Below are 22,426 nucleotides of genomic sequence, written 5' to 3'. Positions count from 1 at the left end.
TGGCTTGCCACCTTCGTAAAGCTGGACGATCTGTTTCTTGAATTCAGGGGTGAAGCTACGACGATTTCGTTTGGTCATGGTTTGGCACTCCTCGATGTTTGATTTTCGTAAAGTGTAACGGACCCTAACGAAACTGTCCAATTAAGTGTAGCCTATCTATACCTTGCCAACGGGCGGGGAAGTAGTGAGGAAGAGAGGGGTTTCTGTCTGAGTTGGGACGTTGTGAGACAATTGGGCCAGCTTTCCTCCATTGAACGTACAGCTATTTGCTTGTTGCAACGTCCCAGGTTCTTCCGGGGTGTGAATTGGATCGCAACTGTATTTGCCGGACATTCAGCTCAAGAGCTACTTCCTAAAAGGCGCTCAAAACATCCCTTCCACATTCTACAGTTCTCCTAATCTTGATTAGAAAACTTTAAAGGAAACGAAAGTCCCCTGACCTTCAGAACTATAAATCCTCAACCCTTCCCCGAATATTTTTCTCAGTCGTCTATCTGTATTCATTAACCCCACTCCACTACCCAGGGTCTCCGTCTCTATTCTTTCAACCTTTTCCGGAGACATCCCGACTCCGTCGTCTACAATGGAAACGAGTGTGTCTCCCGCTTCCCGTTGTACCTGAATCGAAACTGTTCCTCCATCTATTTTGTTCAGGATCCCATGATTAATGGCATTCTCAACCAGGGTCTGGATGGATAGAGGTGGAATTTTCAAGTGACTTTCTCCTATTTCCCAGTTGACCATCAGTTTCTCTCCGAACCTCGCTTTCTGAATATTGACATATGAGCGCGTCAATTCCAGTTCGTCTTCCATAGAAACAAGTCCCTCTTCGTTACGCATCGAATAACTTCTTTGCAGAAATTCGCTGAATTCCTCCAGTACCTCGAGCATTCTATCGGTATCCGTTTCCCCGAGATGGGCAATGGTGTTCAACGTATTGAACAGGAAATGGGGTTTGATCTGTGCCTGTAACCATGCCGCTTCCAGGCGCAGACGTTCTTCGAAAGATTTCTTCATTTCCATAAGGCCCGTAACTCGTGCCTGAAGTTCCGAAGTGTCCACCGGTTTTACGATATAATCATTGGCACCGCTCTGGTATGCACTATAAATATCCTGCTGCAAGTCCCTTGGAACAAGCAGTAGCACCGGTAAATCAGAAAGAGGATGCTTCTGCCTGATTTCCCTTGTAAGCTCGTACCCGGAAAGTCCAGGCATCATAGCATCCACGATGATCAATTTCCAGGTTCGCTCTTCCGCAAATTCCAATGCTTCCTCTGCACTAGGAACGGTAGTTACTTTATAATCCATCTCCAGAATATTTTTTATAACTCGAAGCGTGACAGGATCATCATCCACCAACAGAATCTCCGAATCTCCATTTAAGTCTGCTACGTTGGCAGACTCTTTCTCGTCTTTTTCAATTGTCACATTTTTTACCTTTTCCACCTGATTATCTATAGGAAGGGTAAAGAAAAAAATGGATCCCTTATCCAATTCCGAGGTGACTCCGACCTTTCCCCCGTGCATATTGACAAGTTTCTTGACTATCGGAAGACCCAGACCGATTCCGCCTTCCGTGAAATAATCCGATACCGACTCTGACTGGTACGGCTCGAATATCCGACCTTTCCCTTCCTGAGTCAGCCCAATTCCGGTATCTTCCACGTACACCGTGACTTCACTCGTGCTTTCTCTTGCATAGACAGCAATGGAACCTTCTGGTGTATACTTAATGGCATTATCCAAAAGGTTATATAAAATTTGAATAAGTCTATTTTTATTCGCCAGGACTCTCGGAAAAGGAGACGGAATGTCCGAATGGATATGAATGCGTTTGGCCTCCGTCTTGAAACGCACCATGCTTATCACCCCTGAAACGACCGCAGACAAATCCACTCCTTTTCTGTCAGGCATCGTATACGTATGTTCCAATTTTGAAATATCGAGAAAATCATTCAGCAGAAAGTTCATCTGATTTCCAAGACTGAGCAAATTTTTCAAGTCTTCTTCATTTTTAGATGGAAGTTTATCCGAGGAATGACGTAATACATTATCCGTAATATTAATGATGCCTTGGAGGGGGCCGCGCAACTCCCTGGAGGCTGTAGCCAAAAATTCTTCCTTGTTTTTGTCCACTTCTCTGAGAGCGGAAGATTGTTGTTCGTTAACTTCCATTATCTTTTTGTGCCGTGCGAGAACAAGGAACACCATAGCGACGAGACAGATCAATAGATCGAAAGGGTAATAAGGTAGATCGACCAATCCAGCTTTGACTCCTATACTCCAGAAAAATTCCGAGGTGAAACTTGATAGGAATATAAGAAGAAACCAGGCATTCCGTTCTCCTTCACGTAGCTTAATTATCGTCTGCACATACACATAAACAAGACCACCTATATAAAAAAGGAACGTTAGAGGGAGAAACTGGATGGCTGTGGAAAATGGAACAAATACGGCAATTGCCACTACTCCCCCATACAAATAAACAAGGTGGTGGAACCATGGCAGTTTCTGTTGAAAAAAAGCATTTGTAAAATGAAGCAGTACGAGCAATACGCTGACCTCCATTAGCAAAATCACTTTGTAATAAATGGAGATGGGAAAAGGAAATACAAAAACGACATCGAAATCAATGAGCGTCATGAGTGCTGTCAAAACTAAGAGAATAGCAAAGAAAAGTACATCCTTCTTCACCCCTCCTCTATCGAACAGAAGCAAAACGAACAGATACATCGCATGCAGCAGATAAATGATGACGACAAGCGATTGCAGGAAGAGCGAGGTATTCCTTTGTGCCTGGATCGCTGTATCTTTACCGAACTGTACTTCCGACGTGATTCCTCCGAGATAAGGAACTTCGTAGTTCGATACTTGAACCGTGACGTCTATCTTTTGCTGATCAGAGAAAAAGAGAACTTTTTCTGCTCCCTGCCGCCTTACCATATCACGTTTCTCTGTAGCAGGGTCGCCGATTTCCAGAACACGTTCCCCGTCTATGTACACATGTGCCGAAGTGTTGATATTCACAAATCTCAACCCGTATATATCATCCGTTGCTTCTTCCGGAAGCATGATACTCACCTCATACGTCCCATGACCCTTGGAAGAACCTGACATCCTTTCACTCCAGTCTCCAGGTACACCAATCACTGTATTCGTCTCCCCTGTGGTGTCCTCCAGAAATGCCCCGGGATAGAAGTTCCACTCTCCATTCAAATGGACTACATCATCTCCCTTCATAGAGATCTCCCTCAAATCGAGAACCCCCGCTTCCACAGGTGGAGCCTTCTCCGTACCGTGAGGATGATCCATCCACATTACACGGAAAGCTGTCAAAACAAGAAGCATGGATAGAATACTTATGAAAATCTTCATATAGGACATCGGCTTATCATTGAACACTCTTCTCCCCCCTCTCTGTCGCGCTGACTTTCCTCCTATATAATACAGAAAAGCCCTGCAAGGTTACCCTTACAGGACTATTGGTTATTGTATATGTTCAATTAACTGTCCTTTGAGTACTACGCGATCGCTACCATCCCATGTACAGGTTATCATAGTTATCTCTTTCTTTCCTTCCTGATCCTCCAGTACTTCCACTGCCGTCGGTTCTACGACTTCGGTTCCTGTGACTTCATATACGAAAGTCTCTCCGTCTTGGTGCAACAGAACCTCTTCTCCCGTGGGTACAGCCGGCAATTTGCTGAAGAATCTCTCTCCTCTATATCCCCGGTGCCCGGCGATAGTGAAGTTTCCTTTTCCAGGGGCCTGGTCAGGGCGGATTTGGGTAAGCGCTAAATTCAAGTTCTCTGGCGTCGTCTCCGGTAATACTTTCTCTGATAAATCAATGGATGGTATCTCTAGTTCTACTATACCACTTACTTCTTCTTTTGTGACAGGTAAGTCTTCCATTTTCTTTGCGTCGACTGCCTGTTCTCCACTGGAAATGAGGGAGAAAGCTTCTTCGAGCGCTTCTTTCTCTTTTGCCTGTGTATATTCGTGGTAAAGAGGGATGGAAATCAGAACAAGACCCAGAATAACAAGCCCTGCTCCGATCTTCCTTCTGGTTATCTTCATACGACCCTTCCTTTCCTGCTGCTTATGCAGTGCGGACTCTCCCGAACATAAGAACGCCACCGGCTATAACAGATAGGATACCGAGAATCATCGAGAACAGGAACCATTGTTCTCCTGTTTGCGGAAGTGTATCCCCTCCAGAAGAATCACCATTATCATTTCCGGACGTATCATCATTATCATTTCCGGACGTATCATTCTCATCTTTCACGTCCGTGTCATTATTCGGATCGTCACCTGAAGAGTCGTTTTCAGAATCGACATCTTCTGAAGGCTCATCAGGATCCGGTGTCTCTTCCGGAGTCTCCTCTTTTTCATTCGTTACAATTACTTTTCCATTCTCTTCAGTAGCGGGATCCACTTCGATGGTGACCGGCTCATCTTTTTGTTGATACCCTTCAGGAGACTCTGTTTCTATCAGGCTGTAGACTCCTATAGGAAGATCTTCGATGACTGCCTGACCATCTTCATCCGTGACGATATCCGAATCGATCACATCTCCTGCCTCATTCTCCAGCTGGAAGACCGCTCCTTCCAGAGCTTCGTCTGTATCAGCATCGGCTTTGATGATCGTTATGTCTTCCCTGTAACGTTCATTCTTCACCGTCACTTCTTCTTCTTCCCTTTGACCTTCAGCTATCGTAAATTCTTGCGGTGTCTCATCCAACACATAGCCTTCCGGTGCTTTCGTTTCGATAAAGCTATACGCTCCAGGCTTGAGATTTTCTACCACAATTTTACCTTCTTCATCGGTTTCGAGTCCTTCTTCGACCACTTCTCCCTCTTCGTCGAGAAGTGTGAAGACAGCTCCGTCCAGACGAAGATCCGTGTCCTCTTCATCCACTTTCGTCAGGTTTACAGAGGTGGTGATCATCTCATTCTCTGCGGTAACCTCGACGAACTGAATCTCTTCCGGGGTCTCTGTTTGTTCTACCGTGAACTCGAGCGGCGTCTCATTCAGTTCGTAGAATTCCGGTGCTTTCGTTTCCACGAATTCATAGGTTCCCGGCTCAAGATCATATACATACAGATTGCCTTCATCATTTGTCGTGAGCCCTTCTTCAAGCGTCTCTCCTGAAGCATTACGAAGGGTGAACTCGGCACCACTCAACGTTTTATCCTGGTTGTCTTCATCCACTTTCGTCAGTTCGACCTGTCCTTCGATCTGCTCGTTCTCAGCTGTCAAACGTACCTCCTGGTTCTGGCTTTTACGAATCGTGAATTCAATCGGTGTTTCATCCAGCTTGTAATACTTAGGAGCTTTCGTTTCGACGAACTGATAGGTGCCGGGACGAAGGTTGTTCACTTCGATCGTTCCCGTTTCGTCTGTTACTAGATTCGTACGTACAGGTGTCCCGTAAGACGTCTGGACTTCAAACACGGCACCTTCAAGCAAGTTCGTTCCATCCTGCTTATCAACCTTCGTCAACTCCACATCCCCTGGAATCAAACGGTTCTCTGCTCGTACCTCTACAGGAGCTGCTTCGTCTGATTCTACTCTTGGCACCGTTACATCAATCGGTGTACGGTTCAACAGGTAGTGGACCGGAGCATCGGTCTCGACAAGTCGGTAATCGCCCGGACGAAGATTCTCCGCCATAACGACTCCCTCTTCATCTGTCATCAATCCTTCCCGGATCACTTCCCCTTTATCGTTCAGAAGGTTGAACACGGCACCTTCGAGTTTCTTCGAATGACTTCTGCTGTCAACTTTCGTCAGCTTGATGTCTCCCTGGAAGAGTTCATTGAACGCTTCCGTTTCCACCGTGACGACATCCTCCTCTGTTTCTGCGCGAGGAATCGTGAACTCGACCGGTGTGTCATTCAACTGATAATGAACAGGGGCTTCCGTTTCTACAAATCGATAATCACCGGGTTTCAGCTCATCAGCTGTAACCGTTCCGTTCTCATCTGTGATGAGACCTTCGCGGACTGTTTCCCCGTTTTCTTTCTCAATCTTGAACTCCGCACCTTCGAGCAGGTCGGAAGGCTCGTCCACATCTTTTTTAGTCAAAGAAACATTACCTGTAATCAGTTCATTCTCCACAGTGAGCGACGTACGTTCCTGCTGACTTTTCTCTATGACGAACGTCTGAAGGGTTTCATCCAGCGCATAATAGGTCGGCGCCTCTGTCTCTTTCAGATGATACGTACCCGGACGAAGATCATCGATGATCAGCGTCCCATTTTCATCGGTAGCCAGATCCGTCCGCAACGTATTCTCATCTTCATCCAGCAAATCGAAGGTCGCCCCCTCCAGGGTGAGATCCGAATCGTCTTCATCCACCTTCAGAACGTTGATGCCTCCTGAGATCAAATCGTTCTGCTTCTCCACGGAGACCGTCTCTACATCTGAAGGTGTGGCGCTTTTCTCTATCGTAAATGCAACCGGCGTGTCATCCGGGACATAATGTTCCGGTGCTTTCGTTTCGATAAAGCGGTAGTCTCCCGGCTGCAGGTCCTCCACCGCAATCTTTCCGTTTTCATCCGTGGTAAGTCCTTGCTCGAGGACGTCACCGCCTGCTGTTTCCAGACGGAATTCTGCTCCTTCAAGAACGATATCGGAATCGAAAGCGTCCACTTTCGTAAGTTCCACGTTACCAGGGATCAGCTCATTCTCCATCGTTTTGGATACAGTCGCTGATGAGCCTTTTTCCAGGGTGAACGACACCGGTGTCTCATCTAGCTGATAATGGATAGGTGCCTTCGTTTCCACCAATTCATACGTTCCTGGAGTCAGGTCCTCGACAAGGATCTCCCCGTTTTCATCCGTAGTGAGGGAGGTCTCGATGACTTCTCCTTTTCCGTCTCTCAGTTCGAATTCAGCACCCTGGAGACGCTTCGAGCCATCTTCTTTCGCTGTTTTCGTCAGTATCAGGTCGCCGAGCTGCACATTCGTCGCTGTTACTTGGTCGACATCTGTCTGTTGTCCTTCAATAGAGAAGGAGTACGGCGTTTGGTCGAGCTGATACCCTTCCGGCGCTTTCGTCTCTACAAATTGATAATTGCCCGGTTCGAGATCAGTGACGGTGATTTCTCCGTTCTCATCCGTAGTAAGAGAAGACTCCACAACGGTTCCGTCTTCTTTTTGAAGGTCGAACACCGCGCCTTCGAGTAACGTATCCGCTTGTTCCGCGTCTTTCTTCGTCAACTTCACGTCACGTTTAATTTCTTTATTCGTTACTTGGACGCTATTTCCATCACGTTCCGGATTGCCTTCTTCATACGGGGAATCGATCGTTACCGTCTGAATTTCCGTATCTTTCACGTATCCTTCCGGCGCCCGTTCTTCAATCAGCGTGTAGTCGCCGTAGAGAAGCCGATCGAATATGACCGTTCCGTCTTCCTCTGTCGTTTTTTCATCAATGATGACACCACTGCCGGGGTCCTTCAACTTGAACACGGCACCAGATAACGGCTCTTTGGTCAGGGAGTCGATTTTCTCGACGGTAAGGCGTCCGATTTCCCCTTTCCCGTCTCCCATTCCTGCTGTATATTTAACGGTTACCGTCTTCTGAGACTCACTGGTCTGTTCCTCAATGTTCTCTCCCTGGAAGGTGATATCATTAGAAACTTCCCCGCCCACCTGTTCAAGGATGCGGGACTGGTACTCGAGAATATAAGGACCATCAATGGAATCGGTGAATGCCAGCGTGAAGCTGTTCCCATCTTCGCCGAAGGTCAGCGTATAGTCCGTGTCTCGTTCGAGTTCATTCTGTTTGGTTACGTTTCCGTTACTATCTACGGTCGTATCATACAGATGGAAAGAATCCTGGAGTGTCGCCTGATTGGCACTTGGATTATCGATCACTTTCGCGTTGGAAACATCCGACTGGCCGAAGTTGATATTCACATTCCAATCAATGATCTTCCCATTCTGTGTCCCGCCCTTGGCTGTATACTTACCACCATGAGGGATGGAAACGGAAGCATCCAGGGATGTTTCTTCCACCTCGCCATCCGTAAGGACAGCTTCGTTCGTATAACTGCTTTCTACGAGAGCCAGACCTTCCAGACTTGTCTTATACGTAATCTTATAAGGGGAGGAAATGGAGTTGTCGAAAATGAGTTCGAATTCTTTATCCTCTTCTGAATAGGTGAAGGTATACTCACTTTCCGGAACAAGATCCCCCTGGTTCGTTCCATTGGATCCGCCTGTCAGATTCATCTTGTAAACTTTGATAGAATCCGGCATCAGCTTCTGATTTCCCTGAATGACATCTGTTACAACAGCTGAATCCAGTGTTTTCAGATTGTAGTTGACACCGATGTTCCAGGTGATTTCTTTATCGACGGCGTTATAAGAGCCATTTTTGAACCCATTGGCCTGGGTGAACGTATCAGGTTTGAAATCTTCGGTAGCTTCTTTTGTTTTTGATTCGTCATCGGCATTCGTCCATGCAAGGTTCACATGATTACGCAAATAATTCTTGCCTTTATCTGCTCGTTCCTCGTAGTTAAAATCTGTGATGTAGGTAAGGGTATGAGCTTCTGTGATCGTAGTGGTAAAGTTTATTTCAAATTCATCCGCTTCATTTCTAATTAATTCGTAATCGGTACCTTTTTCAAGACCTGAGATGTTTATCGTATCTTCCCTCAGGGTAAGTCCGCTATTAGTGAAAGTATCGGTCAACGTCAGGTTCTCCATCGTCTGACGGTCTCTGTTGAATGGAATCTCCCACTCTACCGTTTTGTTCTCGTAGTTCGGAGTATTATGATTCTTGAACAGAATCTGTTGTCCAATGTTTCTGTTTGCACTGGACGCCTCTTCCCCGGATTTCACGGTATTCGTGATCGTTTCCGAGCCAAAGACACGTTCCGAGGCTTTCGTCTTGTACGTAATCTTGTACGCATCGGAAATGTCTTCGTTGAACTGCAGATCGAATGAACTGTTTGCGGCGTCATTCGTCACGGAATAATTCTCTGCTGCTGCTTGAGAAGTTGCATTTCCGTTTTCATCAATGACCATTTGTTCAACATTAAGCGAATCGTTTACAAATTCCTGACTTGTTGTGAAAGAGTCTGAAAGGATCGCTTCCGACTGGGGAATCGTCTTTTCATTGTAGTTGTAGCGGATTTCCCACGTTATCGTCTGGGTCGCTCTGTCGTAACCGATCGCATCTTTTTCGAGAGCTTTGCCCCGTTCCACATAGACGGAAGCAGAAGCACTTCCCTGTTCGGTGCCACCCGAAAGCAGTGTTGCTGTGTTGTCGAAATCCGTCTGGCTATCATCGGTGATATCCGTCGTATATACCAGACGATACGCTGTGTTGATGGATTCGTTGAACTCGATTGTGAAGTCGCCACCGCCCTCCGTGGTACCTACGGAGTATTTGCTTGTAGCTACCTGAGACCCTAAAGTGACACTTCCATCAAGTTTCGTATTCAGGTGGTACAACTGTATAGATCCATCCCGCAACACCTGCCCTGACTGTACAGGGTCTGATAAAACAGCGTTATCGAGTTGAGTCAGACTCTTATTGAAATCGACCGTCCATTCAATCGATTCCGCATTGTAGGATCTATCAGGAACACCTTTCTTCGTAGTTGCTGCTCCCCCTGGATTGAAATCGATCGGGATAGCTACCGATTGCTGACCTTCGATAGGTGTCACAATCACTTCTTTGTCTTCCGTCATCACCGTTTCTTCTTTCAGTTTCGTCACAATTTCGAGAGAACCTTCAATCTCCGAATAGTTTTCAATGAATTCCGTGAAAGTGATGGTGGTCGTTCCATTTGTGTCTACTGAAAAATGGCCGATGGTCTGATTGTTGTAACGGATAGGCTCCTCTTTCACTTCATTGTAAATGTCCAGTTCTTGCGGAACCTGGAAAGTGAAGAAGTCGCCATCTTTGTACCCATGACCATTCGGAAGAGCCCAGTCATATTCGATGGAAATGAGGGAATCCGATCCAGCACTATCAATAGAATCCCCCTGCTGATTCCGGATAACAAGATTCGCATTCGTCAAAATGTTTTCTGTGATTTCCCCTGCTTCATTAGCCGTAGCCATCGGCTGAAGGTCCATCGGCTGTATGGAAGTCTCCTGACTTTCTGTAGAAGCAGTCGATTTTTCTTCGTTTTTCTGTTCTTGTGCTTGATCTTCGCTTGTGGTGGTCTTCGTTTCTTCCGTCGTTTCATCAGAGGATGTTTCCTCTGTATCTTTCTCAGATGTCTGATCACTTTCCTTTGTCTTCGTTGCATCTTCTGATTCTTCTACGTTTTCGTCCTTAGTTGTATTCTCATCCGTGTTGGTCGTTTGATCCACACTGGTGCTTTCTTCTTTCGTTGTCTTTTCTTCAGATGTATCCTTCTCTTCCGTAGTTGTCTCAGCCGATTCTGTCGTTTTGGATGTTTCAGATTGTTGATCGTCGTCGGCAGTAGAAGTATCATCCGTTCCGCCGTTCTTCGTTTCTTCCGTCGTTTCAGTGGTTTCTTCCTGTTCGGAAGAAGTTTCTGTCTTTGAACTGTCGGCTTCTGAAGCAGTCATTTCCTCTTCACCTGAGGAAGAGGTCGACTGCTCCGTTACAGAATCTTCTTCCTTCGGCTTAGGTGTCAAAGGTATAGTGAATTCTCCACCGGCCTTAGGCTGATCCGCCAAAGCTTCCTGGAATTGGATGCTTACCATACTTCCATCTCCGGTATCGTAAGTTCCAACCTCTATCCCCGATGCTGTAAGTGTACCCGTCGTCCTAGTGGTGATGGCGACATTTGTTGGAACCTTGTATGTAAATACTTCTGAAATGTCTATGTCTTCGCTGTTCACAGACCAGGAAACCTTCATCTGTGATGCTTCTTCCTCCTGTCCGGAAGGTACCACACCACCTTTCTTATCCAGATATGTCACCTGATCGAATACCTTGGTGGTACTCGCTTCTGTCTGTAATGCCGGTATCATACCGGACACTGATGTTTGAAAAAGTAACAACAGCAACATTAAAAGTGAAAGTGTTCTCTTCATATCTATCCCCCATTATGTTTTTTATCCATTATTAAGAACACGGTTCGCCTTCACCGTGTTCTAGTAAGACATTACTAATGAGGAATGTAGCAAAACCATCTATACAAATCCTTTACAGAAAACACTCTTTTCTTCCAAAATATTTGACCCCATTCGCTCTGCAGCTATTGTCCTGCGATTACACCCTTGTGGAAATCTCATTTAGGAACTTTCTACGAAAATTCCAGCACACCTATGTATTGTGCCGTTTCCATTTCTTGTACCATTGCTGGATCTCTTCGTTCGGGAGAACATCCAACTCTCTTTTCATGACATTTTTCAATTCTTCATATTGTTTCTTGACCAGTACCTTTTCATTGATAGCATCAAAGACCTTCATCAAGGAGAAATGCACCTCTTCTATCTCTGGGTATCTCGTCTGTACTTTCGTATACCATTCAGCCGCTTTCTTGTATTCTTTTCGATTGAAATAGTAATCTCCAATATGGAGGACCATAATGATCCACATATTCTCCAGATTGTTCTGTTCGACAGCAGCCCACTCGTAGCCACAGCTTTCCAAATATCCTCCACGGTATAACTCCATCGTTTCTAAGTAGTAAGGCAATGTACTGTCATTGAGAAGAGGAGCTGCCTCGACCCTTTCTTTCCACGTTTCTGTGTCTATGGTCACGTTCGTTGTCTTTAAGATGTACCCCCCTTCCCCGTTGATTACAGACAAGTGGTCGGATAATTCTTTTAAAACTTTACGTACGTGATAAATGGTCGTATAGAGCTGCGAATACGCCCTCTCCGGTTCATAATCCGGCCATAGAAGTTCTACGAGAACGGAATTATGGACCAGCTTCCCGCGATGGTGCAAAAGGTAGAAGAACAACTCTTTCGCCTTTGCTGTACGCCATCCTGTGAGATCAACCGTTTTTCCTTCTTTGATGAAGAGGGGAGAATGACTTACTTGAATATTCAAGGGAGCATCTGAAGAAGGAACTTTGTTCGTTTCCTCCCCCTGTTCGCGTCTCATTCTTTCTATTGTGGTGGTCAGCCGACGGGTGCTGATAGGCTTAAGCAGATAATCCAAAGCATTCAATTCGAATGCTTTGATCGCGTACTCCTCATATCCCGTGGTAAAAACAATAGGAAGATGGGGATCGTCTTCGATCAACTGCTCCGCCAACTCGATTCCACTGATTTCCGGCATTTTAATATCGATGAATACGACATCCGCTCCGGAACTCCGCACTGATCTCCTTACTTCCGAAGGGTTGGTCAGTTTTGCTATCACATCAATTTCCGAAACCTTCTTTAGGGTCCTTTCCAATTTATCGAGCGCCATTTTTTCGTCATCCACCATAACTACTCTCATCGTCCCACTCCTTCACCTAAACGATTTCATTTATATTCATGTATAACAGGCGTACCTCTTGAAATCAATCGAATTACCTACATTTTTTCTATTTCATCTGATAGACTACCTAAAGCATAAGGGCCATTAATCTCCCCATTCTGAAAGGAGATTAATGGCCCTATTTAAACCTTGAGTACTGGTTCAAACTATAATCTGAAGCTTCCTGATATTCACCTTCATTTTCCAGTGTCAATTTCTACTCCTGGCTCCTCATTAGGATATACAGGATGATCACTCGACCTGTTTGCATCGAAAAATTCTTCGATATCCTCGAGCATTTGTGGGGAGATACTATGTCCTACTCCATCATATAAAGCAAATGCCCCTTCTGCACCAGAGTCGAAATAAAGTTCTTTCGATTTTTCCCATCTATCCGGGTACATCTTTTCTCCGAGGACTTCTCCGATAAGTCGCTCTTCTTCATCTCCAAACACGTCACTGTATCCATACGTATCATTATCATCCTGACGTCCCTGATACATGAATTTCGCTACTTTATTATACTGTTCCATTTCAAACGCTTTTCCTCTTATGTTTTCGTAATCAGAGATTCCGATCGGGTATATAAGTTCTTCTCCTTCTACCTCAGCCTTCGGAATGATCGGTTGACTGTTTATTGCTCCTGATGCAACGGCTTTCACGCGTTCAGGGAAAAGAGTCGCCCATCGGTTCGTGAAGTTACCACCCGAAGAGTAACCGGTCAGGAATACTTTCTCCTCCATCCCTTCTCCTCTGTCATTCAGGTATTCAATAGCATGGTCAATCATCGCTTCGAGTTGGAATTCTATGTCGACGATATCCCGAAATGTCTGCTCACTGAAACCTTCCCTTTCCATCTCTTCTTCTATACGTGGTTGATTCATCATTTGCTCCACTTCATCATCTGTCAGTGTCACCGTGTATCGATCCAATGCATCTGTAGTAAAATACCCTTCATTATACCGAAACCACGGACGTGGCAGTACAGGTGTCATGACCGGTAAATTCAAACGATCCCCTGTTTTTGTGAGTTGATGTCCCCGTGCTTCTGCACGCGTTTTGATCAATGTTTCTTTATAATTGTAGACTGCTCCCGAATTGTTAGGTCTTACAATCAGATGGCGGTCTTTCCCCTGATGATTCGCAGCGTTCCTTTCAGAAGGGAACTTCAGAAAGTATGGATAATTGAACCCTTTCTCCGGCATCGCTGGAATCAGAACCATACCTCCATCTGTATCTGTAGGAACATCAGGAAAGCCGGAGGAAGTAAAATTAATCAAATGACTACTCCCGTTATCCATATGAATATAAAGTTGGTAATCTGTATTTAAGTCCAAAGGCTGGAGCCCTCCGGTCGTTTTGAAACGCAAACCGCCATTTTCAAGGATGTATTCTTTATGTACCTGTTCCCCTTTCCGTTTCAGGGCCGCATAACTTACAGAATTCTCACTTATCCCGGCCGTCTCCAAATCGATAACCGGCTCGTAGGAATCAACCTTTTCTTCTGCTTCAATTACTGATTTCTCCGACTCCGGCTCGTCCCCCACCGTGAAATCCATCGTAATGGATTCCTGTAACGCACTTCCCGCTTCAGAAGTCAGTTCATTCGATATGTGAAGCAAATAGGTGCTATTCGAAACATATCCGTTAACCGGGACCTTCACGTACACGTTCTTTCCTTCCTTTTTGATCGAAACATCGAGTTTCGTTCCATCAGATTCCGTTACCCAAATGTTGTTTTCCAAGGTGGTCCCGGACATTTCCGTATTGAATTCGATCGTCCAAGTTTTATCAGCTTCGACGGCAGCTTGCACCGGTACAGAGTAGATAAAAGCTATAAAGGGAACTACAAACATCAAAACCAATAAAATTCTTCTCATTGCCAATCCTCCCTCTTTCTGTGAATTATTTTAAACGCTACTCACTTCTCTAAAATTGAAGGAAGTGTTCCATCTGTGCTGACATACCGGACCCCCTATATTATGTATCGCTCATGTTTCACCTGGGCCATCCATTCATGAGTGGAAGTTCGGTACTTCCAATAAAATATCTTGTCAGCACCAGTGGTCACTTCTTAGAACTTAATTCAAGTTCAGACCAGCAGCCCGTGATCCCAGCTTCTCCTTGTATTTACGCTCTTCAGCCAACACCTCATTTCTGGTCAAGGTGGCAGGCAGAGTCTGAAGTATGGTGAATTTAAACTTTTGAGCTCGTGTGGAGTCTGCTCCAATCAGCTGCTTCAGTATTTTATTCCCTCCGTGACCCGTCTTAGCATACTCTTTCCACCTTCCAAGAATGCCTTCTTTCCCGGAAGCGGAACCGACATATTGCAGACCATCTGTAGTATCCTGGATCAGGTAGATCCCTCCTACGGATGAGAGCATTCGAGTATCCTGGTGTCTGGCGATTTTAATCCTCTTTGACATATCTAACCCCGCAGACTCCAGAACGTTATTTATCGTTAACAAAAAACCCCTCCTCTTTTTTACGTACAATCAACTACTTATGTAAAATATACTCTGGTCTCTCTTAGTACTTATTACAAAATTTTCTTACAATAATTGTAGCACAATAGTGAATCGAAAGAACTACAAAATTATGCGTTGCTTATATGTCGAAGAGGGAATCTTTGCTATATTTCTTATGAAACAGTATTCCTATCTAAGTAATCCCCCACTTCAATCGTTAATTGTAAAAATAATACAAAATGCTCCTATCAGGACGTAGAACTCTCACGGAATTCATAAGAACATAGGATTATGAATAATACAGCTCATCTTCAAAAAATAGGTCAAAATATCAAACTTCTGCGATTGGAGAAAAGCTTGTCGCAAGAGGCCCTGGGAGAGGAAGCCGATATTTCCCGCTCCTACATAGGAAAAATCGAACGGGGAGAAGCAAATGCTTCAGAACTGTACTACTACCGGATAGCAGTAGCACTTGATGTGAAAACGGAAACCCTCTTCAAGGATACTTGAACATTAAGTAACCAATTCCTCCTAGTCCAACTCTTTTACAAGCCATTCCTTATCCCCTGTAAGGATTGAAGGAGAACCGGGGGCTGAAAGTGAGAGCCACCGATTCCTCCTCGCTCCTTTCCACGCTTTCGCATCAACCATCCTATCAGAAAAAGGTGATCCCCATACTTACGAAAAGACAATACCTCCGTTTCCCAATCGGTGACACATACGTCGTCATCGAAATCCTCGGTGAAGACTACTTCTATGCTCGGGCGACCTTCAGCTACATGCCCTACCAGGTCGAAGGGACTGACCTGAACAAAGTCGTCGGCACCATTCTCCGTCGCATCAAATCAGACAACCGTGATTTCTATGCAAATTAAAGAGGCAAGCAGAGGGTCTATACCCCTCCGACAAGCCCCGTCGTAATTAACTCGAATGAAAAGGACACTTTCTCTCGATAGAAGGGTACTAGTTCCCCTCTCCACAGATACCTTCGTAACTGCAAAATGCAGGATTTCCATAGGCGAAATCATGTTTTTCTTCTTGATGGCACAAGCCGCCTTCTTCACATGCAAAAACAAATGTATACCTAAAGATTTGTCGGTATTACGAAACCTGGATGTCTGCGATATGCTCTGTCATCGTTCAGACACCATACGAAGCAGTGCTTCTTTCGGTGTATCTCTATGAAAAGGCCCCTTCTCGGGTGTTCTTGTATTCAAATACTGAGGATGGTACGTCCTTAGTGCAATCGAAGGCAAAGAGGGATGAATGCAACGCACCATTTCGCGCTTCGTTCCTTCAGCCATCGACTCATGTGTAAGTCCTGGCAAATACGATTTCAGAACCTTGTCATACCCGGGTCCCGTAAGGAAAAGAACGATATCCGGCTTCAGAATCTCCAACTCTTCTTTGAACACCTGAAAGGATTGCTGATTGATGTTCCGAACAGACCGTGACGGCTTCCCTTTCTTCCCCGCTTTTCCTATCTTATAAATATTGTTCCAAACGAAAGAAACCGATCCTCTTTCCTGCAATGACGAAAACAACTCCTGAGGATAACGCCAGAACAACGTATGCTTCGCCTTTGTATCGTTTGCCAGAAAATCCGCATAGAACTCCTGAAGGTCCGTCAGGCTATGCTTTCCGAATCTCCCTTCCCAGTCGTTCGTCTCTTTCCCCACAATCATTACCTTCATGTCTGCCTGTTCATAAGCAGCTTCATCAGGTACCTTCAACAGCAGCGGATGTGTGGGCCGCTCCTCCCCACTTAATGCGTAGATTTCCCTCTGAAGCTCTTCCCATTTCCTCTCATAAAGCTCATACAACTGTTGATTGACGGACATATCTTCCCCTCCCGAGATTAAATGATAGTCTTTCAGATTTACGTCTTGATTGCATTATTTTAAAAGAAAAGAAGAACGGAAATAGTTAGAAAGGAAATCATGGAAGTTGCCCCAGCCTCTCTATTACATAAACAAATGGACTCCTCGAAAGCAATCATCCGTAATCACCCCTCCGAAACGTAGGCATGGACGTTCTATACATATTCGTCATCATTCATCACAAGTCGAGGAAAATCCTTCACTTCGGTGTAACGAAAAACCCGAATCAACACTGGGTCAAACAAGAATTACGCCAAATTTGATTTTTGAAGTCGATAACCTAGCGTGATGATAAATTCACTCAAAATCCATCCTCCATCCATACCTCTTCACAAAAACACCGTCTTTCTGCGCCTTGACCAACTCTTCTTCGAAATAAGGAAGAACCCCCGCACAGATGATGATCCCTCTCACATGCGCCACGTCCCATTCCTTTTTCACCTGCTTCATGTAATGGTGGATTTGCTGCTTCGCATCCCTGCCGATCCGCCCTTTCTTCACTTCAACCACGACCAGCTCCCCGTCCTTATCCTTCATCAGAAGATCGAGACGACGCTGATTGCGGAATATGTACTGCCGACGCAGTACCTTCATCCCTTGCTCCAGCTCTTCCGGGTGCTCCGAGATATACTCTTCAATATCCCGCTCAAGCACCTGTACCACCTCTTCAGTCCTCAGCTTCCGGCCAAGCGTGCCTTCCCGCTCCTCTTCCTCAATCCTTTCCAGCAGAAGGGTGATGTCTTCTTTTCCAAGAGTCTTCCATATGCGTAGAGAAGCGGACATCGCAGCCTGCAACGTCATCTGTTCATTTATATTGCACTTATTCTCCAGGGACTCCAGCAGCTCCTTCGTCACCTCAAGCGGCTTTTCAAGTACCCGGGAACGGATCGGATTGCCGAATGCAATCCGCTCTTCTTCTTCGGAAAAGGCATCATAGAGATGATGATTCGTAAATTTCTGTGTTATCAGAGCATCCTTTACAGCGTCCTTCACGAGAGTCACTTCCTGCACATAGTAGTACGCCGTAATATAGCGCTTGTTGTAGATCATCGTATGGAAGAATAGGTAATCCCCTGGTTTCACCTGCTTCAGCTTCTTCCTGTGTCCATAAGTGAACTCCCGGAGAACGGGATCTTCATGACCGCCGTTCTTCTCCGGGTCTTTGTACCCGATCAGATAATTCATCTTTCAGGCCTCCTTGAAAAACGGTTTATTCGTCGTCTGCAACACCCGGATACTCTACATCAAGCGCATCATCCTTTTCCGGCCACTCCACCTCTTCATAGTTGGCGGAATTGCGGATAACGTGATGATGCTCGTAATAATCGGTGATTTCATCCAGGACCCCCGCATCGAACTCAAGCGTTCCGCGCCCTTTCTCCCCGAGAATAACCGGAATGCCCCGATACGAAAGTACTTCTTCAAACTCCACCATCCCCTGCGCCGGGCTCTCGCCCACATGGATCGTGTAGGTCCTCAACCAATTGACGACTTCAGGAACCGTCCACTCTTTTGAAAAAAGGATACTCACGAACGTCCGCTTCTTCCCGAATTCCAGCATATTAGCGAACACATCCCCGATTTCTACCGCTTCGCACCGGAAATGATCGTACCACTCTTCATAACCCTCCGCGAAGCAATACTCATACCCGTACTCGTCTTTCCTCAGCTCTCCGTTTAATCCGTCCTTTTCTCTGTAATCATCCAGGGAAATCACTTTCACAATAAGCCCTCCCGATCATAGAATTTTATATCATTCGCTCTTTCGGTCGCAATTTCACATCGCCACTCATATGTATGTCCATCCTCATCTTTACACAGCTTAATAAACAAAATTTTCTGACTTTTACAGAATTATAGTACTTTGAGTTTAACATATATTTAGGTCTAATGACTCACAAAAATATGCACACCTTTTTCCCAATTGAACTGTAACCCTTAAAATGGACAGTTTAATAAAACGTGCTAGGCTACTATAAGGTGACTTCGGTATTGAACCGGGGTCAGTCTTTGTAAGGACCGCTGGTGTTGATCGTTGTTGTAATACTTCAGGTATTCGTCAATGGCTTGTTGGATTTCAGCGAGAGAGGGACAAGCTCTAAAGGCGATACCGTCTTTCATGTGGCCGGAGAACTATTGCATCGGGGCATTATCTTAGGCAATTGCCTCTTCGGGACATTGACTGCTGTAAACACAGGCCCTTCGCTTTGAAAGCTGGCTCATACGTGATGGAATAATCAGATGCATTAACGTTCGAAGTAGACGCTAACTCTTTTCTTTGTGCTTCGTTAAACATTATCTTCGTCATGTTTTTCAACCACGCTCTTCAACGTTAATTGGATCATAAAGTACTTTCGAGATCGTAATACACAAAAACCCCGAATAAGGGGCGCTTTGTTAGTCGTGACCATTATTCGGGGTATAGTTCATTGTTTCTTGAAGGTACTTTTAAACTCATAAATACTTTAAGGTTTACAAAATTCACTACAATTACAATCGATCGGTTATCGCATGATATATTTTGCTGTTAATGGGACGAACAAGAAGAAAAAGAACAACGCCTAATATTATTAATGTCCCTACAAGAAAAGTAGCAAACTGAAAGAACATGTCACCAGCACCATTCAAAATCCTACTCAACCACAAAAATAGCAACGATAATGCAAAGGCTGAGATCCACAACGGGAATTTCTTAACTAAATTATCATCAACTTTAAAGTTTATTTTTTTGTGACGAACCTTATATATCAGAGGAATTAATAAGAAGTAAGTGATTAATAAAATTCCTCCAGTAAGTATAGCTCCCATCATATCACTCCTTACCTTTATAATGTCTAAGTAGTTGGAGTTGTCTTTGTGTAAAACGAAGAATTAATGAAATATTTAAATGTTTCTTATGCTCATCATAGCAATATAGCTACTTCAATCGCTCAAGATGACGTAAAATAGTCAATCAAGTATTATCTCTTTCTACAAAAAAGTAATATTCCTGCATTTCTTCTTCGGTTACATTATACTTTTCCTGTATTTCCTGATGCTTAATAATAATCGCTTTTAGTTTAGTCTGGTAATCCTCATCCGTAATCATTTGACGTTTCAGTAATATCTTCTGTTCTGCAATTTGAAACCTTAAGAATTGCTCCCATCTCACTATTTCTTCAAACTCATCAAGGCTGTGTTTTCCCCTTATAAGTTCAATCATATCAAATTCATCCCTGGATTTCTCAGTTTTCTTATATTGGAAATAAAGTGCGAATAAAATAATCCCTAATATAAGCATGAAAACCAAACCTCCGTTTATGCCATCGTTACCAGCATAAAGTTTAGCAACAACAATAATCCCGACGCCAATGAAGCCAACTGCTTTGTTTTGACTTTCTCTCATTACTAAAATTATAAATATAAAAAAGATTGCTAGTATCCCTTCTAGAATATCCAATATAACCGCCCTCTCCGTCAAGATTGCATTCATAATATGTAATCGTACTTCCTAATAAAAATTCATATGTACCAGGGATTCAAAATCGAAGTATGGATAATTCAGTAATCTGTGTATTTTTTACTTACTTGTTATAATTCGACATAAAAGGGAGAAATCCTACTATTTATAACCATTTATCACTTATCTTTTTGATTTTCTGAATAAATCATCACAGAAAAATTCTAATGCTTCATTCAGATTGTAGAGCTATCTGCGTGCTCATGGAATGATACATGTATGGATATTAAAGAGAACTGAATTCAAATCGTAAAAACAACCAAAACCCTGTGAGAAGAACTGGGAGGGCCCCAGGAATAAGTTGACGAGCATACCAGTATATAAAGATCACATACGAAGGCAAAATTGAAAGATGGGGAGTGAAATCCTATAAAGTCACTTCCTCGGATTATCTCACACCTTCAGCTTTTCACTCACCATTTCCAGTGTTAACTAGAACACGACGGGACCTGAGGGAGAAACAACTAAACTATTCAAGTACCTGTTGCCTCCTACATAATACAGCAGGTACAAAAGGAGTAACGTTTATCAGGTGTCCCCTCCTCCAATCAAATAATAGCCTTTTAGACCTTCTCTTCCATTCCATTGTCTCAAAAGAAGCGGAGAAAGGAATATCCGGAAAGGAACTCATAGTAGTTACGCCTCTCGATTTAGATACATAGACATCATGTCTCTATTCAACGTCGTCATCCCCACCAAAACTTGCATCACCCTTTTAATTTCTATACGATCTTGAGTAAAGGAGGAGATTTCTATGAAGTTTTTATATCCGTTCATTCATTACTGCAAACGTTGGGTATTCTATCTAAGGAAACTCTTCAAAATCGATTTGAGAAGTGCTGTCGCCCGGCGATTCGAATACCTGGAACTTCAGTCTCAGTTGGCTGAATATGTTCATTATCATGAAAAGCATGACCTTCCGAAACCAAGACCCAGCCAGGCATTCAGGCATCTATGGGTCGCCCTCTCGAAGCTGCATAAGGATTGGACAAAGCATCTCGGTTTAGTAAAACCCTCCACCGTCCGAAAATGGCACAGGAACCTATTCAAAACCCTGTGGAAACATAAATCGAGAAACGTAGGCAGGCCACCTCTACAGAGGGAATGGATAAAAACCATCAAAGAAATACATAAAGAAAATCCGTTATATTCCCCGGAGCGGATTCACGATCAACTAAAACAACTCGGCATCGAAAACGTACCTGCCCCTAACACTATAGCCAAATACCTACCGGAAACGCGCAAACCTACGACGGATAAACAAAGGGACTCGTGGAAAGCATTTATTCGTAATCACTTATCCGAGACATGGGCCATGGACTTTCTGACCATTCCTACGATCAAAATGGACGTTCTATACATCTTCGTCATCATTCACCACAAGACGAGGAAGATCATTCACTTCAGTGTAACGAAAAACCCGAACCAACAATGGGTGAAACAACAATTACGCGAGGCTACGCCTTATAACCAAAAACCTACGTATCTTATCCATGACAATGATCCGGTATTTCACTCAAAAGAGATCCAGAACTTCCTTGAGGACGCAGAAATCACGTCGAAGAATACTTCTTATCGGTCGCCCTGGCAGAACCCTTATGCCGAACGTGTAAACGGTACGCTCAGAAGAGAAGTATTAGATTACCTGATTCCGTTGAACGAAAGACATGTGGAACAAAAACTCTACGAGTATATTCATTCTTATTACAATACTCATCACACGCATCAAGGGTTAAGAAGGAAAACGCCTATGCCTACACCAACGCATCTGCCCGTTCCTGTGGAGAAGACAAAATTGAAAAAGACTCCCGTGCTAGGTGGGTTATACCACACCTACTGGAGAGCCTCTTAACACAAATCCTCTATGAATCTATCACCTCTACCTTTCAAAAAATACAACTTTGAAAGGCTTCTTTCACATGCTTTTATTTCTCCGTTCACCCTGCAAAATGGATTTCTACATCTTGGATCGCTTGAAATCATCCTACAATTTCACTCTGAACTCCAAATTTGCATCAGTCTTTGGCAATAATTACGTCAGATTTAATTTTTGAAGTCGACACCTCAAATATTTCGGTCATACCGTAGTATTCCCAGTATCGTAATTGTGTTTGCATAATGGATCACCCCTTTCCCGGAATGATTTCCCATCTTCTT

The 22,426-nt window shown here is 44.2% G+C and carries 15 protein-coding genes; 3 read left to right on the top strand and 12 right to left on the bottom strand.

All coding sequences use genetic code 11. The annotated features are described in order from the left end of the window. Positions 1 to 405: 405 nt before the first annotated feature. The 6 genes from BW944_RS14205 to BW944_RS14180 form a co-directional block, all read right to left on the bottom strand. Positions 406 to 3,402, bottom strand: a complete 2,997-nt coding sequence (locus BW944_RS14205) for an ATP-binding protein (protein ID WP_076560824.1) — start codon at positions 3,400 to 3,402, stop codon at positions 406 to 408. Between the two features lie 84 nt (positions 3,403 to 3,486). Further along, on the bottom strand, positions 3,487 to 4,077 hold the full coding sequence (locus BW944_RS14200; protein ID WP_076560822.1) for a class D sortase: 591 nt from the start codon (positions 4,075 to 4,077) through the stop codon (positions 3,487 to 3,489). 22 nt (positions 4,078 to 4,099) lie between these two features. After that, positions 4,100 to 11,038 carry a SpaA isopeptide-forming pilin-related protein gene (locus tag BW944_RS14195; protein WP_076560820.1) on the bottom strand — a complete coding sequence of 2,313 codons (6,939 nt, stop codon included), beginning with the start codon at positions 11,036 to 11,038 and terminating at the stop codon, positions 4,100 to 4,102. Between the two features lie 232 nt (positions 11,039 to 11,270). After that, positions 11,271 to 12,401 carry a response regulator gene (locus tag BW944_RS14190; RefSeq protein ID WP_076560818.1) on the bottom strand — a complete coding sequence of 377 codons (1,131 nt, stop codon included), beginning with the start codon at positions 12,399 to 12,401 and terminating at the stop codon, positions 11,271 to 11,273. Between the two features lie 218 nt (positions 12,402 to 12,619). Beyond that, positions 12,620 to 14,302 carry an Ig-like domain-containing protein gene (locus tag BW944_RS14185; protein WP_076560816.1) on the bottom strand — a complete coding sequence of 561 codons (1,683 nt, stop codon included), beginning with the start codon at positions 14,300 to 14,302 and terminating at the stop codon, positions 12,620 to 12,622. 201 nt (positions 14,303 to 14,503) lie between these two features. Further along, complete coding sequence (locus tag BW944_RS14180; RefSeq protein WP_234983197.1) at positions 14,504 to 14,890, bottom strand: GIY-YIG nuclease family protein; 387 nt, start codon at positions 14,888 to 14,890, stop codon at positions 14,504 to 14,506. A gap of 291 nt (positions 14,891 to 15,181) precedes the next feature. Here BW944_RS14180 and BW944_RS14175 point away from each other — a divergent pair, with 291 nt between their 5' ends. After that, on the top strand, positions 15,182 to 15,400 hold the full coding sequence (locus BW944_RS14175) for a helix-turn-helix domain-containing protein (protein ID WP_076560814.1): 219 nt from the start codon (positions 15,182 to 15,184) through the stop codon (positions 15,398 to 15,400). Between the two features lie 89 nt (positions 15,401 to 15,489). Next, the gene (locus tag BW944_RS14170) at positions 15,490 to 15,765 is read left to right on the top strand and encodes a hypothetical protein (protein WP_076560812.1); all 276 of its coding nucleotides are present in this window, start codon (positions 15,490 to 15,492) and stop codon (positions 15,763 to 15,765) included. A 258-nt stretch (positions 15,766 to 16,023) separates the two neighbouring features. Here the strand turns inward: BW944_RS14170 and BW944_RS14165 are convergent, their stop codons facing one another. The 6 genes from BW944_RS14165 to BW944_RS14140 all read right to left on the bottom strand — a co-directional run bounded on the left by BW944_RS14165 (position 16,024) and on the right by BW944_RS14140 (position 20,209). After that, positions 16,024 to 16,731 carry a uracil-DNA glycosylase family protein gene (locus BW944_RS14165; protein ID WP_076560810.1) on the bottom strand — a complete coding sequence of 236 codons (708 nt, stop codon included), beginning with the start codon at positions 16,729 to 16,731 and terminating at the stop codon, positions 16,024 to 16,026. A 336-nt stretch (positions 16,732 to 17,067) separates the two neighbouring features. Further along, positions 17,068 to 17,955: an endonuclease NucS domain-containing protein gene (locus BW944_RS14160; protein WP_076560808.1), complete on the bottom strand. Its 888-nt coding sequence runs from the start codon at positions 17,953 to 17,955 to the stop codon at positions 17,068 to 17,070. A 25-nt stretch (positions 17,956 to 17,980) separates the two neighbouring features. Beyond that, positions 17,981 to 18,493, bottom strand: a complete 513-nt coding sequence (locus tag BW944_RS14155; RefSeq protein WP_076560806.1) for a hypothetical protein — start codon at positions 18,491 to 18,493, stop codon at positions 17,981 to 17,983. Between the two features lie 242 nt (positions 18,494 to 18,735). Next, positions 18,736 to 18,891, bottom strand: a complete 156-nt coding sequence (locus BW944_RS15480) for an IS3 family transposase (protein WP_084193778.1) — start codon at positions 18,889 to 18,891, stop codon at positions 18,736 to 18,738. A gap of 369 nt (positions 18,892 to 19,260) precedes the next feature. Then, on the bottom strand, positions 19,261 to 19,578 hold the full coding sequence (locus BW944_RS14145; RefSeq protein ID WP_076560804.1) for a hypothetical protein: 318 nt from the start codon (positions 19,576 to 19,578) through the stop codon (positions 19,261 to 19,263). 145 nt (positions 19,579 to 19,723) lie between these two features. After that, entirely contained in the window at positions 19,724 to 20,209 is a 486-nt protein-coding gene (locus BW944_RS14140) for a hypothetical protein (RefSeq protein WP_143525730.1), read from the bottom strand. A gap of 814 nt (positions 20,210 to 21,023) precedes the next feature. Between BW944_RS14140 and BW944_RS14135 the strand changes: the two genes are divergently transcribed. Further along, complete coding sequence (locus tag BW944_RS14135; RefSeq protein ID WP_076560800.1) at positions 21,024 to 22,121, top strand: integrase core domain-containing protein; 1,098 nt, start codon at positions 21,024 to 21,026, stop codon at positions 22,119 to 22,121. Positions 22,122 to 22,426 lie beyond the last annotated feature (305 nt).

The organism is Salimicrobium flavidum (genome assembly GCF_900156645.1).
In the GTDB taxonomy this organism is placed as follows: domain Bacteria; phylum Bacillota; class Bacilli; order Bacillales; family Halobacillaceae; genus Salimicrobium; species Salimicrobium flavidum.
The sequence above is the reverse complement of the archived record's forward strand: the minus strand, read 5'-3'. Positions and strand labels throughout refer to the sequence as shown.

Coding starts and splice junctions, on each gene's coding strand:
- BW944_RS14200 (WP_076560822.1), bottom strand. CDS start 4,077: ATGAAGATAACCAGAAGGAAGATCGGAGCAGGGCTTGTTATTCTGGGT.
- BW944_RS14195 (WP_076560820.1), bottom strand. CDS start 11,038: ATGAAGAGAACACTTTCACTTTTAATGTTGCTGTTGTTACTTTTTCAA.
- BW944_RS14190 (WP_076560818.1), bottom strand. CDS start 12,401: ATGAGAGTAGTTATGGTGGATGACGAAAAAATGGCGCTCGATAAATTG.
- BW944_RS14185 (WP_076560816.1), bottom strand. CDS start 14,302: ATGAGAAGAATTTTATTGGTTTTGATGTTTGTAGTTCCCTTTATAGCT.
- BW944_RS14175 (WP_076560814.1), top strand. CDS start 15,182: ATGAATAATACAGCTCATCTTCAAAAAATAGGTCAAAATATCAAACTT.
- BW944_RS14165 (WP_076560810.1), bottom strand. CDS start 16,731: ATGTCCGTCAATCAACAGTTGTATGAGCTTTATGAGAGGAAATGGGAA.
- BW944_RS14160 (WP_076560808.1), bottom strand. CDS start 17,955: ATGAATTATCTGATCGGGTACAAAGACCCGGAGAAGAACGGCGGTCAT.
- BW944_RS15480 (WP_084193778.1), bottom strand. CDS start 18,891: ATGAAAGACGGTATCGCCTTTAGAGCTTGTCCCTCTCTCGCTGAAATC.
- BW944_RS14145 (WP_076560804.1), bottom strand. CDS start 19,578: ATGGGAGCTATACTTACTGGAGGAATTTTATTAATCACTTACTTCTTA.
- BW944_RS14135 (WP_076560800.1), top strand. CDS start 21,024: ATGAAGTTTTTATATCCGTTCATTCATTACTGCAAACGTTGGGTATTC.